Annotated in this window: 7 protein-coding genes; all 7 read right to left on the bottom strand. The window is 43.5% G+C overall.

Features of this window, described 5'->3' with window-relative positions; translation table 11 throughout:
• Positions 1 to 74: 74 nt before the first annotated feature.
• The 7 genes from ACT7WV_RS03230 to ACT7WV_RS03200 all read right to left on the bottom strand — a co-directional run bounded on the left by ACT7WV_RS03230 (position 75) and on the right by ACT7WV_RS03200 (position 14,276).
• On the bottom strand, positions 75 to 518 hold the full coding sequence (locus ACT7WV_RS03230) for a chemotaxis protein CheW (protein WP_445101515.1): 444 nt from the start codon (positions 516 to 518) through the stop codon (positions 75 to 77).
• A 22-nt stretch (positions 519 to 540) separates the two neighbouring features.
• A complete protein-coding gene (locus tag ACT7WV_RS03225) occupies positions 541 to 4,077 on the bottom strand; it encodes a hybrid sensor histidine kinase/response regulator (protein ID WP_445101514.1) in 3,537 nt (1,178 codons plus the stop codon).
• A gap of 23 nt (positions 4,078 to 4,100) precedes the next feature.
• The gene (locus tag ACT7WV_RS03220; protein ID WP_445101513.1) at positions 4,101 to 6,575 is read right to left on the bottom strand and encodes a methyl-accepting chemotaxis protein; all 2,475 of its coding nucleotides are present in this window, start codon (positions 6,573 to 6,575) and stop codon (positions 4,101 to 4,103) included.
• Positions 6,576 to 6,747: 172 nt separating this feature from the next.
• Positions 6,748 to 9,762, bottom strand: a complete 3,015-nt coding sequence (locus tag ACT7WV_RS03215) for a methyl-accepting chemotaxis protein (protein WP_445101512.1) — start codon at positions 9,760 to 9,762, stop codon at positions 6,748 to 6,750.
• A gap of 145 nt (positions 9,763 to 9,907) precedes the next feature.
• On the bottom strand, positions 9,908 to 12,742 hold the full coding sequence (locus tag ACT7WV_RS03210) for a methyl-accepting chemotaxis protein (protein ID WP_445101511.1): 2,835 nt from the start codon (positions 12,740 to 12,742) through the stop codon (positions 9,908 to 9,910).
• Positions 12,743 to 13,342: 600 nt separating this feature from the next.
• Positions 13,343 to 13,894 carry a chemotaxis protein CheW gene (locus ACT7WV_RS03205; RefSeq protein WP_445101510.1) on the bottom strand — a complete coding sequence of 184 codons (552 nt, stop codon included), beginning with the start codon at positions 13,892 to 13,894 and terminating at the stop codon, positions 13,343 to 13,345.
• Positions 13,895 to 13,910: 16 nt separating this feature from the next.
• Entirely contained in the window at positions 13,911 to 14,276 is a 366-nt protein-coding gene (locus ACT7WV_RS03200) for a response regulator transcription factor (protein WP_445101509.1), read from the bottom strand.
• Positions 14,277 to 14,288: the final 12 nt, after the last annotated feature.

Genomic DNA, 14,288 nt, shown 5'->3' with positions numbered 1-14,288 from the left:
AACTTGACTAATGGATTTACAAACATTTGTTGACCTCTAGATTCTAGCTTTCACTAAGCTACAGTAATTTATGGTCATATTGGTAGTAGCAAATCGACATCCAGTAAAAAAACTGTGATTGAGCCGCTTTCCTGGGGAATAACAACAACATGACTAGCAAGATCTAAAGTATCAACACGACGGTAAGATTCTGGTAAAACACGAATGCTGGACAACAGCACATCCATTAATACTGGAGTATCTGTAACCGCAATGCCATAAAGTTCACCTTGAGAATTTTGAACAGTCACTAGATAACCATCAGCAAAAACTACGTTAGTTTGACTTTGTTTAAAAACTCGTCGATATAGATCTACAACTGTAACTTGCTGCTCACCAACGTGAGTAACTCCAAACTGATTAACTCCACTACTGTTAATAGACGGCTGATTAAAAACTTTGTAGACAGACTCAATCGGCACAGCCAACTTGAGACTACCCATGCTAAAGACAATTAACTTAAGAACTGGTTTGCTCATTGATCACTCGGCAGACAAAGGGCTATTGATGGTTGATAATAATGTCTTTGATTGCCTTTAAAAATCCTTGTTCAATGTAGGGCTTAGTGAAGTAAGCTGTGGCACCCAAATGTGTTGCCAGCCATTGATGCTTATTGTTACTACGGGAGGTGAGCATAACTACGGGAATTTTTTGTAGTTGAGGATCCTGACGACGGTGGCTTAAAAAATCAAAGCCATTCATATTTGGCATTTCGATATCACAAATGACAAGCTTCACATCAGAACTGTGCTGTAGCTGTTTGAGCGCTTCCCACCCATCTCTTGCTTGTAAAACTCGATAACCGTGCTTTTCTAGAGAAAGAGCGAGGGTTCGTCGCAGGGCAACGGCATCATCAACAATCAGAATTTTGGTGGAGGTGGATGGGGTTCTATGAGTAACTCGATTCACTTGAGCAGAATCTGAACCCTCTAACAACTTTGTGGTGGCGCTAGACTTGCTTTCTTCCACCAAAAAGTTGTTGTTTTTAGCGCTTTGAGAATCAGCCCCAATCCTGATACCTTTTTCTAGTGTATGGCCTGTACTTAGACTATGGCCACCGGCTTCTTGATCTAAGAACTGATCTAGCAGAATAGAACCATTAATTACGGGAATTAAACTGCCATCCCCCAAAATTGTACACCCGTAACTATAGCTAGGAGCTGTAAGTAAGGCTCCAAAAGGTTTGATGACCAATTCTTGCTCAGTAACCAAACGCTCAATTTCTAGAGCAAAAGTTTGCTGCCCCCGACGCAATACTAGCAGTGGTGGTACCCAATGAGTAGGAGAAGGTACGGCCACCAGCGCTTTCCCCGGAGAGCTTTCTGCCATGGGGTAGGTATAGTCCAAAAGATCGGCCAATCGATAGGTGGGAACAATTTCTCCTCGCCAGGTTAAAAACCGATGAGAACCGGTTTTTTTGATTTGGTCGGCTTTAGGAATAACAATTTCTTCAATACTATCAGAAGGTAAAGCTACAGCCGTGGAGCCAACCAAACAAACTAGTAATTTAGTAATAGTCAGCGTCAAAGGTAAACGCAAGATAAAAGTGGTGCCAACTCCTAGTTTGGAGGTAATGGTGACGCTTCCTTTGAGTAATTGTAACTGTGAGCGCACCACATCCAGACCAATCCCCCGTCCCGAAAGTTGGCTAACTTGCTTGGCGGTAGAAAAGCCTGGCTCGAAAATTAAGTCCAACAAGCGACTATCGTCCGCTTTAGCCAGTTGTTCCTCTGATAGCCATTCTAATTCCCGCGCCCGACTACGAATATTTTCCGGGTCAATTCCTTGACCATCATCCTTAACTTCAAGGATAGTTTGGCTTCCTTGATGGTAAGCTTTTATTTCAATTTGACCTTGTTCAGGTTTCCCTTGCTGACGCCTGATCTGGGGAGACTCGATGCCGTGATCAAAAGCATTGCGCAGCAAGTGTAGCAAAGGATCATAAATTTTGTCCAGGATGGCTCTGTCAACCAGAACTCCTTTACCAATAAGTTTTAGATCTACAGATTTGTGGTGGCTAGTAGATAAATCGTGCAGTACCCGGGGGAAGCGATTGAGTACTTCACCCAAGGGTAACATACGTGCCCACATCAGCTCATTCCGGAGATCAGTGAGCATTTGACGCTGTTGTTCGATAATCTCGTCAGATTGACTAGCAAATAAACCAATATCACCAACTGATTCTTCTAATTGCACCATTTCTTCGAGGAATCCTTGCAGCAGCGAGTGCAGGGTTCCGTAGTTATCCATTTCCAAGGAATCAAAGTTAGCTTGACTTAAAGAAGATAACTCTTGTAACTTGACACCCATCTCCGCCAATTGCTCCCCCGAAGAGGGAACTGTACTATAGCTATAGCTTTGGTCAGAAACTAACATCCTGTCCGATAATTCTTGTAAGTTACCCACCATTTTTCGCAATTGGCTAAATCGATTAATTAGCCCTCGAACTGCTCCTTGGAGTTGCTCATTTTGCAGAGAAAGACCACTACGATTAATGGCAAGCTCGCCCACCAAATTATTCATCCTTTCTAATCGATTAGAGTTAACTCGAACCGAAAGGTTAGGACTTACAGATGCTTTATTTTGATGAGTTTGGGTCGATACTTGCTTGAGTTGCTCTGTAGATGGGGATAAATCAAAGGTCGCTGTCCCAACTTCCTGGATGGGTGGCAAGCTCTCGAAAATATCAACAATTGACTGTATTGCTAATTCTAGGTTTTCTGGTGTATCCGTACTCTCAATTTCATCTGCCCGCTGTGCTTGCAGTTCACTAGAATTACTGATAATTGGCACTAAGGAGCTTGAGCTAAAAACTTCTGTTTCGGCAGGAGAAAAGTCACTGCCAAAAACTGACTCTAATGAGGGATTTTCTTCTGTTTGTTCTTCAGTTAAATAATGAGTATTGTTAACTAATTGATTATCTATAGTGAACTGATGATTAAGTTCCTCTAAGGTAAGGTTGTTAACCTGATCATCGTCATCAGACGCGGCAATCTCAAGCTTTTCATTAGCAAATTCCCACTCTAAATCTACCGGGGAAAATTCTCCATCGATTAACTGTATTTCCTCTACTGAAGTAGCAGCGTTCTCCTCCATGTCTAGAGAAGCAAACTCTGGTATTTGTAGAGCCTCGCCAAAGACATCCTCAAACAAGGGTATAGTGGTTTCTGATTCTTCAGTAGACAGAGATGCCAGTTCTTCGAGTTCTGCGATGGAAATGTTGCTTAACTCTGGTGTTTCGGTAGCAGTTGAACTGGCTGAGGCTAATGCTATTAAAGCAGCCGAAGGACTTCCTCCCTCGCTATCACCAGCTAGCACCGCTTCTCGGCCTGCCTGAAAATCAGTAAGAGCTAGTTGTGCAATCTGTAACACTTGGTCAGGGTGAGTATTAATTGCTGCTAGAGTAGTTGCAGCGATCGCAGCAAATCCTGACTTATTGAGTAACTCAGCAAATCCGGCAAATACTTCTGCTTGAGCAATTAATTCTCCCGTTACTTGGTAATCCTGAGGATTAGCCACAATTAGAGCAAGGCGTTCTAGACCATCAGCCACATCAACTTCAAAGATTTGCCAAGCCATATCAATGCCTAACTCAGAGGAACTAGGAATATAGTTCTCTGCTTGCTTGATGTAGTCTGCCAATTGTTCTTCAATCTGGGCAAAGATTGGCTCAGCCGAGGTTAATGCTTGCTCTTGGTCAAAGCCACCTTCTGTAAGCTGCTGGATCAAAGGTAAGCGCAGACAATCATAGGCTTGCAGTAGCTGAGCTTCTAGTTCAGAATCAATTTCTAGGCTTTCTGGGTAGAGTGCTTTGAAAATAGTTTCCAGGTGATGAGCTAGGGTAGAAATCGCATCTAGCTCAACACTAGCAGCTCCACCCTTAATCGAGTGAGCCGCTCGCATCAGTTCGTGAATTCGACCAACGCTGCGATCATACCTCAGCGTCAATAAGCACCCTTCGATTATTTGCAACAGTTCCGGAGCTTCTTCACAAAAAAATTGATAAGCTTGGTCGCGGATATCAGGGTTCATTGCCATACGATACCAAAGGTTTGAGAGTACTAACTAGCTTTAAATTGACCAACGTTTTCTTGCAGTGTTTGGGCTACCATTTGTAGTTCCTCAAAAGAGGAGGAGACCACGCCGGCTGCTTGTGAGGTTTGGGAAGCAATCTCTGCTACATCGGTGATAGTTTTGCTAACTGCATCTGAGGCCACTGACTGCACGATTGTTGCTTTGGTAATCAACTCAACTAGTTGATTGATCTGCGTACTAGCTGCTGTAATTTTGTTGAGGCTCTGGCGGGTTTCATCTACCAATTGAGTTCCCCTGACTACCTGTTCACTACCAGTTTCCATCGCGATCACTACTTCTTTAGTTTCCTTTTGGATTTCTGCTACTAACTGTTCAATTTCATCAGTGGCTGTTGCTGCTTCTTGGGCTAAAGATCTCACCTGGTCAGCAACTACAGCAAAACCCCGGCCTTCCTCTCCAGCTCTAGCCGCCTCCAGAGAGGCATTGAAGGCTAGTAGGTTGGTCTGAGCGGCAATATTACTAATCAGGTTGGTCACTGTGGAAATCTTTTCGGAAGACTCTCCGAGGCGTTTTACTTTCTCCCGTGCTCCGGTTACCGTTTCTCGAATCTCCAGAATGCCATCTACTGTTCGGTTCATCGCAGCCTCCCCTTCAATCACCGTTTGAGTCGCTTGTTTTACAGCCTCTTTAGTTTGCTTTGCGTTGACAGCTACTTCCTGAACTGAATCAGCCATTAATTGATTTCGGTCTAACGCCGCCATCACTGCTTCCGAACTCCGTAAGGCTTCTGCTGATAGCGCTTGGACAGAAGCCTGAGAGTTGCTGGTATTTACGACCACTCTCTGGGCTACTGTTTGTACCTGAATGACAATTTTTCGTAAACTACTGACAGTGGTGTTGTAGGCATCAGCAATTGTGCCAATTTCATCTGCTGTTACCCTGGCCCGGATCGTGAGATCTCCTCTACTAATCGGGTCAATTTCCCTGAGTAGTTCCAACACACGCTGTTGTAACCTCTCGTTCAAATGACTCTGCTCTTGGGCAAGTTCTTCGGCTGCTTGGCGTGTAATTTTTAATTGCTCTGTCTCTTGACGGAGTAATCGCTCTGTTTGGTTAATTTCTGTAATACTACTCTCGATATTATCAGCCATTTCATTGAAGGTGTGAGCTAACTGACCACACTCATCGTTGGCAAAAATTTCTGCTCGTACTTGCCGATTGCCTTGGGAGAATTCCTGTGCTGTCTGTTGTAGCTGCCGTAGTGGTAAAACAATTGCTCTTCCCAGAAAAATAATCAAAAAAACATTTACTGTCACTGCCAATGCAGAGACAATTAGCTGTAACAAGAGACTGTTATTAAGTAGTGCATTAAGTGCTGTTTCTGGAGTTCCTCGCAGCAAAACTGCTATTGGCATTCCAGCCGCGTTAGTCAGAGATTTGGCTGCCATGGTGTAGATTTGTTCTCCCAAAACCATCCGACTGGTAACTGGCTCTCCCTGAGCCGCCACGGCTGCTTCTAGTAAAGAGTTGTCGGGCAATTTTAGATTAGATTGTGTTTGATCTAAATTACTAGCTTCACCTTGATTTAAAGCTGTTGCTAAAGCAAATTCTCCACTAGGTTTACGTAAATAAACAGCACTATAACCTCCACCGAAAGCGTCTATGGTTTGCTGGACAATGGATAACTTACCATTGACAATATCTCCAGCAACTAGCGCACCAATTATTGCTTTAGTTTCTGGGTCTTTAACGGGTGTTACTACATAACGAATTAGATTGTCTTGACTAGTTAGTTCAGAGGAGGGAAATTCTTTGGCAAATTCAGCCTTACTAATAATTTCACTAGCTTTAATTTGAGTTTGATTTGTTAAAGCTTGAGTTACCAAGTTATTCGGATTAAAAAGTTCACCTGCCCGGTCGGAGTTGGCGTTAACAATAATTTCTAAGTCTTTGCCAACCAGAGTAGCGTATTCAATATTTCTGGCTTTTGTTTCATTTTGGAGAATCTGTTTGACTCGCTTTTTTATTTCCGGGCTTAAGGTCTCACCTTGGACATCAATTTTAGCAGCATCAATAATGGCAGCATTGTCCGATTGACCACGGAAACCAAACTGCATGTGATCAATTGTTTTGTTGTAGTTAACCTCCTCAATAACTAACTCAGATTTGGCTTGGTTAAGCAGTTGAGTACGACCGCCTGAAATAATCAACCAGGCTCCTATACCTACTAATCCCAACACTGATATTACTTCAGAAGTAAACAAACTAACGAGCTGTTTTCGTCCGATTGGCAAGTCATAAAAACCCTGTAAAATTTTGGACTTACCTCTCAATTTAGATGATATTGCTGGTGATTCTGATTTTTTTTTCTCCTTGTTAGGTTTCCAGGAATTGTTCTGGAGATAACTATCAGTTTGATTGTAGTTTAGCCAGTTGGTTTGGTCATAACTGTTTTTTTTGAGTTTATCAAGCTTGGAGTCATCAGATTGATAGTTGGTCATTTTTATGAGTAATTGTCCGTGTTTAACTGGTCATTGTGCCTTGTTTAAGAGGCAGGGGACAGAAGATAAGAGGTAAATTTAAGACCGAAAATAAGCTAAGAACTCCATATTTTATCTGTGGCTATCTGTAGTTAATTTTGCTGTTGAATTAAACAGGAGTGCTATAGTGACGCTATTTCACTTTAAATTGACTCACATTCTCTTGTAATACTTGTGCCACTGTTTGTAGTTGCTCCAGGGAAGATGATACCTGCTTGGCTTTGTTCGAGGTATGAGAAGCAATCTCTACTACATCTGTCATAGTTAAAGTGACTGCCTCAGAAGCAGCCGACTGTATCACTGTGGCTTGGCTGATTTCTGCTACTAACTGATTAATCTGAGTACTGGCGACCGTAATCTTATTGAGGCTCTGACGAGTTTCATCCACTAGTTGAGTTCCCTTGACTACCTGCTCTGTACCCGCTTCCATTGCTACCATCACCTCACCAGTTTCTGTCTGGATAGCGGCTACTAACTTTTCAATTTCTTTAGTAGCAGCAGTTGATTGCCGTGCTAGCGATCGCACTTGTTCGGCAACAACGGCAAAGCCGCGACCTTCTTCCCCTGCTCTGGCCGCCTCAATTGAAGCATTAAGTGCTAGTAGGTTACTTTGCTCGGCAAAGTTACTAATCAAGTTGACCACGGTGGAAATCTTTTGTGAAGACTCTCCGAGGCGCTTCACTTTTTGACGAGTCCCAGCTACAGTTTCCCGAATGGTGAGAATTCCCTCAACGGTGCGGCTCATCACAGCATCACCTTCGGTTACGGTTTGAGCAGCTTGCTCTACAGCCGCCTCTGCTTGCTCTGCCTTAGTGGCCACTTCTTTAACCGAACGAGCCATTTCTTGAGTTCGCTCTAGAGCCTGGGCAATTTGCTGAACGCTGCGCAAAGCCTCTGCTGATAACGCCTGCACAGAGACTTGATTACTACTAGTCGTTTGGGCTACTTGACTAGCTGCAGCTTGCACTTGGGTAACAATCTTTTGTAAATTGCCAACTGTAGCATTGTAGGCATCAGCAATGGTGCCAATTTCATCTGGAGTAACTTTGGCTCGAATGGTGAGATTCCCTTGGGAGATCGGTTCTACTTCTTCGAGTAGTTCCAAGATCCGTTTTTCCAATTTTTCTACAACTAGTTTTTGTTGTTGAGCAGCAATTCTTTGCCGTTCGATGTTGCCTCGGTCTAAAGCTAAACCAACTTGTGCTGCTAACTGTGCGAATAAATCAATTTCCGGTGGCTGCCAACTCCGGGGACCGGAACATTGATGGGCAATCAGTAAGCCTAGGAGTTGATCACCCAAGACAATCGGTGCTACCAAATTGGCCCTGACACCAAAAGGTTCGAGTTGTTTGAGGTAACACTCGGTCAATCCCGCTTGATAGATGTCTGGGGTAGGCTGAACCCGACCTTTTTTGTACCTTTCCACATACCCCTGGGCAAAACAAGGGTCATCGATTTTGGCCCCTAGAGCACGCGGCCAACCGTAGCCGACGGATTCGGCAATGACCGTTCCTTGCCAATTTTCGTTGAAGCTATAGACAACTACCCGGTCTGTTTTCAGAGACTCTCGGATATCTGCAACTGCTCTATCAAAGATCTCTTCCTGTTCTAGAGATTGAAACAGGTGAAGGGTAATTTCTTTAAGTAGCCGTGTTCGCTGATTTTCAAATTGTTGTTCCTGCACAAAACCTTTGAGTTGGGCTATTAGATGATTAAAGGTTTGAGCCAACTTTTGGGTTTCTTGAGTGCCACGGGGTTCAACTGCAATATCTAAATCACCAGCCGACACCCGTTCTGCTAGATTAGATAACTCATTAATCGGTTGAGAAAGTTGGCGGGCAGAAAATACAGCCACTAATGCCGCTGCCGCTCCCACACCCAAAGCAGTTAGACTAAAAATCAAGGCCAACTCCCCCCCAGTAGCATTGATTGCTCCCGTGTTTATAGAAGCAACGGCTACCCAATCGATGTTAGGGAGGTTTACTAAGCTATACTGCTTGCCTTGATAAGCGAAGGAGACACGCCAGCTAGAGTTTCCCCTTGCGTAGTTGCGGGTAGTAATCTCTAGTTTCTGGAGCGAATACTTGGTTTTAAGGGAACTTAAGACTTGCTCAGGATTAAGATTTTGCTCTTGCCCTACTTTGACCAACTCCTTAATTACTTGAGCAATTGTTTCTCCCCCGATAATTTCCCGCGTATCGACAGCACCTTGAGGGGTGATTGTCTTGACGGCGGTACTGGAACTAGCATCAATTAACTGAATTTGTTGAGAATTGGGCACAGAAGAATTTTCGAGAATTTCTGCCAATTGCTCGAATTTTTGGGAGGGTACAACCATTTTTATTGCGCCCAGGAATTCCCCTGAATCGGCATCCAGAATCGACTGAACTAATTCAATGCCAAAAGTATTCGTTGAATTATCAATTATCGGATCGGAAATCCACAGGTTTTTTCCTGTAGTACTTGGCCACCATTCATCATCTCTTTGTACAAAATCAGTGTTGATCTCGCTGTAAGCAATCATTAAACCATTGCGCTCACTGATATGTATCTCAGCCAGACCTTCATTCTTAATAGTGGTCAGTAGGTAATTATTTAGAGTGGGTTTAAGTTCCAGAATTCTTGTTTTAGCAAAGCGATTTTCTAGCTGTTCAATTGAAAGTTCATCGAGTCCGTCATTTTCAGCTTTTCGACTAGCGTCGCGCACGGCGTCAATAATCAAAGGATTGCTCGCTATACCGAGGGGAATTTTTACGACATCTTCTACTATTCGACCAGCTACCTCACTAGCCAGTTGAGCTTGCTCCGTCAAGTTTTGCCGCATTTGTTGCTTGGCTCTTTGTTGAACAAAGCCGTAATAAGCTGCGCTTGCAATAACCAGAGGGATTAAGGTGGCTGGCAAAATAGTCAGCAACAAGCGACGACTCAGAGACGGGAGCTGATTTGGCTGAGATTTTTCTTCCGATAGTCCCGGCAATCTATTGACTGGAGTTTCTGCTGTCGATACTTCTTGAGAGTAAGGTAAAGCCGAAGAGGTTGCAGAATCATTAGTTCCAGAAATTTGACTGCCACCTGAAACTTTTTTTGAATTTAAATAAGAACTATTAGCAGCAGTTTTTTCAGTATCTTTGGGTGAAGTTTGAGTCACAAAAAAAGCCTCGTTAATTCTTAGCTGGTCATTGTTAGCTTGGTAATTTTCGATAAGTCTTGATTGCTTATCAATCCGTGGCTATTTTTTATTAATGGCTTAGGAAATTTATCAATAAAAAATAGAATAGCAAATGCAAATACCGCTATTTGACTTTAAATTGACCAATATTTTTTTGTAGCAATTGCGCTACTGCTTGCAGTTGTTCAAAAGAAGATGAAACCAGCTTGGTTTCCTGTGAAGTTTTATCGGACATCGCTGCTACATTTGTCAGAGTTTGAGTGACTGCCTCAGAAGCCATCTTATGAGTAATTGTTGTTTGGGCGATTGCTTCAAATAAAGTATTGATCTCGGCACTAGCTGCTTTGATTTTGTTAAGACTCTGGCGGGTTTTATCTACCAGTTGAGTTCCCTTTACCACTTCATTTGTACCAGCTTCCATTGCCAAAGTGACCTCTTGGGTTTCCGCCTGAATGTCAGCCACTAGCTTCTCAATTTCGCTAGTAGCTTGGGCTGATTGCTGTGCTAGCGATCGCACTTCCTCGGCAACGACGGCAAAGCCTTGGCCTTTTTCTCCTGCTCTGGCCGCTTCGATTGAGGCATTGAGTGCTAACAAGTTGCTTTGCTTGGCAAATTTACTAATCAAATTCACCACGGTGGAAATCTTTTGAGAAGACTCCCCAAGGAGTTTAACTTTTTGAGCTGTTTGCTCCACTGTTTCCTGAATGGAGAGCATGCCCTCCACGGTTTGGCTCATATCTGCGTCCCCTTCTTCCACTATCTGGGCTGCTTGTTGCACAAAAGCCTCGGCTTGCTCTGCTTGGGTAGCAACAGCTTTAACTGATTGGGTCATTTCTTGAGCAAGTATCAGGGCAGACTCAATTTCCATCGCTTGCTCAATAGCTTCATCTGAGAGTACTTGGATAGAGAGTTGATGGTTGCTAGTTGTGGCTACTACTTGTTCTGCGGCAATTTGTACTTGGGTAACAATTTTCAGCAAGCTACCAACTGTGGCATTGTAGGCGTCAGCAATTGTACCCATTTCGTCCGTTGTCACCTTTGCCCGGATTGTCAGGTCTCCTTGGGAAATAGGATATACTTCCTTCAATAGTTCCAGCGCTCTTTGCTGCAGTTCCTCTTTGGCAGTTCTTTGTTCAGCCGCCCCGATTTTTTCCTGTTCTAGGTTGGCTCTATCTAAAGCCAGTCCTACTTGTACGGCTAACTGAGCAAACAAATCGATTTCAGGTGGCAGCCAATTCCGGGGGCCAGAGCATTGATGGGCAATCAATAAGCCTAGGAGTTGTCCAGCCATGACAATTGGTGCCACTAAATTGGCTCTGACACCGAAGGGCTCGAGTTGTTGGAGGTAACACTCGGTTAAGCCTGCTTGGTAAATATCTGGGGTTGGTTGAACTCGACCTTGGATGTACTTTTCCACATAATCCTGGGCAAAACAAGGGTCATCGATTGTGGCACCGAGAGCCTGCGGCCAGTCCTCGCCTACAGATTCGGCAATGATTGTTCCCTGCCAGTTTTCGTTGAAGGTATAGACAATCACCCGGTCAGTTTTGAGGAATTCTCGAATATCTGCAACTGCTATCTCGAAGATCTCTTTCCGGTCAAGAGATTGAAATAGGTGAAGGGTGATATCTTTGAGTAGTTTTGTTCGTTCACTTTCAAATTGTTGCGCTTCGATAAAATTTTTGATCTGACCGGCCATGCGGTTGATATTGAACCCCAGCGCCGCAATTTCGTCTTCTCCTGTGACTTCCAGGCGAGTATCCAATTCTCCCTGGCCAATTTTTTTCAATGCCTGCACAGCAGCTACAATCGGGTTGGTAAGTCGGTAAGCCAAGATGGCAGCGATCGCTGTCACTAGCAGGGCTGCTGTTATTGTCCCTAGTAAAATAATGCCCAGCAATTGCCTCTGGGGAGCAAAGGCGATATCGGCGTTAATCGTGATCAGTGTCCCTGCATTCACCTTGGGCAATCTGTCTATGGAGTCAACAGGAGCATAGGTGACTAGTGATTTCTGGTTATCTTGTAGTAAATTGCGGTACACTCCAGTCTCAGACTGCTTTGCTGGTGGCAGTTGAGCCCACTGAGGTAACATCTGGCCCACGCTTTTGTCGGCATGTTCCTGGTTGGCTGAGGCGATGATGGTGCCTTCGGAATTGAGCAAGTGCCAGACACTATTGCCGTCATCAAAATTTCTCAAGATAGTCTCGATGTTTTGTATCGGTATGCGAGTTCGCACGATACCAACCAACTTGCCGTTTTGTTGAACTGGTGCAGCAAACTCAATACTAAGTCTTCCAGAGGATTGAGCAGTCTGAAAGTCATTGAGGGTAATTTGCTGGGTTTGAAGCGCTTGCTGATAGTATGTCCGGTCACTATAGTTGTCTTGGATCGGTCGGCTGGAGTCAGATTGAAACAGGGTATTGCCCTTTAAGTCGAAAAAAGCAATACTGTCATAGGAGCCGATTTTGGACTGAAAGCGATCAAGTACTGCCTTCTTTTGTTCCAGCGTCGCACGTTCCCATAGTTGTGGGTCTGAGAACATCGGTTCAGCAGTGAGTAACTCAACTTCTCTGTAGCGCTCCTCTAAAAACTGACTAAACTGATTAGCCAGAGCTTTGGTGCGAGCTACTTGAACTCGGCTAATTTGAGCCGTAACTGAACGGTTGGCAACTTGGTAAGCAATTCCCCCGATGGTCAATACGGGAATTGTACCCATGGCAACTGCCAACATCGTTACCTTGAGCCGCAGATTTAGCGATCGCCACCACCGGAAAAAATTTTGAGGGGAAGTCTTGGGAGTTTCTTTTCTTACTATTTTTTGTTGCTCTGAAAATAATTTAGCTGAATCCTGAGAATAGTTTGTTGCTGGAACTGGCTTCCCAACTGTACTATCGGTAACTGATGGGATTTGACTATTATTACCGTTATCAGAAGTATTTTTGGGAGAAGTCCGAGTCATTTAATCAACCTAATTATTAAACTGTGAGTAATCAAAAAGCATTCACTAGAACTGAAGTGATAATAGCTAACAGTGTTGTGATCATGGGTAAGCAAGACTTGTGGCTTACTAATTGCTTGTCTATTTCCGTGAGAAGCTAGTTCCTGCTCTAAGCAATTTCAGTAATTTTGCGGATGGCAATGCAACCCAAGCAAGCGAAATTAAAGAAGAAAGCAAACGCACTTTTTTTACGAACAAATTCCTGGCTCTAGGCAATCGCACTAGCTTTTTTTTCGGGTGTTCTTCATCAAGCTGATTGCCTGATTCAATACTAAAACTATGTCAGGAATAGTTCTAGATAATTACTTAATTAAGCCGCCATACCAAAACAACAGTTGTGATGTCTTAATTAGTAATGAGCTATAGCGATTCTCAAGTAATTGTGAAACATGACTATTTTATTGATTGTGCATCTCTTGTCAATCTATGGTTAATTTTTCTCATAAATCATTGAAGACAGCGATATGCAATTTATAATAGTTAATTGTGCCTATTCAGTAGAATATATAGCCTGCTTTTTGTGTGATCTACTCAGTTTAAGCTTGCCTGGAAAAAGCTTAATTAAGCATCGACCATTAAAGAAATCATTGCCTCGCCATTGAGAATCACCAGCATCTCGCCGTTAGATTTTAACCAGTAACCTCGCAAAAATGGCACCAACTCAGGAGTAACGCTAGATGATGGCGGAGACTGAATCAAATCTGGATTACACCACTCAATATCTTCTACTCGGTTGACCACTAAGCCTAGCATCTGGCTTTTAACTCTAGCAGATGTTGCTTGCTGACTATCAGCCTGGAGTACAATCGCCCGATAAACAGAAGTATTAATTTCTTGTTGGTACAAAGGAGTAAGCCCAACTAGTTTACCTAAATCCACCATCCAGAGGATTTCTCCGCGCCAGTTATAGACGCCCATCACCCAGTTTGGCATGTGAGCAATAGGCACAATCTGACCCATGGGAATGCTCAGTACTTCAGTAATTTGCAGAATGGGTAAGAGTGCTGTTGTATCAGGTACAAGATGAAACCGTAAAAACTGTTCATTGGTACTCAAAGAAGCTGAATCAGAAGACACAGACAATGATTCTGAAATTGATAAAGAGTCGGACATTGAGCTTACTGTTGGCTTATTGTTTGAGTAACTGCTTAACAACGCGTACCAATTCTTCCTGATCAACGGGTTTAGTTAGGTAGACATCTGCTCCCTGTTTCAAGCCCCAAAATTCATCCATTTTGCCCCCTTTAGTAGAACAAAGAATGATGGGAATATCTTTCGTCCGCGCTTCAGATTTAAGGTCACGACAGACTTCAAATCCACTGCAACCTGGTAGTACAATATCGAGGATAATCACATCAGGTTGATGAGAATCGATTTTGGCTAGGGCTTCTTCTCCGCTTTGAGCCGTTAAGACATTCAAGCCACCTTGTTGCAGATATATAGTAAAGACCGTCATATCAGTCAAGCAGTCTTCAATAACTAGGGCAGTACTCATGGCATTTACCTC

It is taken from the genome of Symploca atlantica LB2515 (assembly GCF_052546295.1).
This window is presented reverse-complemented; position numbering and strand designations above follow the sequence as displayed.

Bases quoted from the DNA above. Each gene is read 5' to 3' on its own strand.
- ACT7WV_RS03210 (WP_445101511.1), bottom strand. From the start codon at position 12,742: ATGACTCGGACTTCTCCCAAAAATACTTCTGATAACGGTAATAATAGT.
- ACT7WV_RS03205 (WP_445101510.1), bottom strand. From the start codon at position 13,894: ATGTCCGACTCTTTATCAATTTCAGAATCATTGTCTGTGTCTTCTGAT.
- ACT7WV_RS03200 (WP_445101509.1), bottom strand. From the start codon at position 14,276: ATGAGTACTGCCCTAGTTATTGAAGACTGCTTGACTGATATGACGGTC.
- ACT7WV_RS03220 (WP_445101513.1), bottom strand. From the start codon at position 6,575: ATGACCAACTATCAATCTGATGACTCCAAGCTTGATAAACTCAAAAAA.
- ACT7WV_RS03230 (WP_445101515.1), bottom strand. From the start codon at position 518: ATGAGCAAACCAGTTCTTAAGTTAATTGTCTTTAGCATGGGTAGTCTC.
- ACT7WV_RS03225 (WP_445101514.1), bottom strand. From the start codon at position 4,077: ATGGCAATGAACCCTGATATCCGCGACCAAGCTTATCAATTTTTTTGT.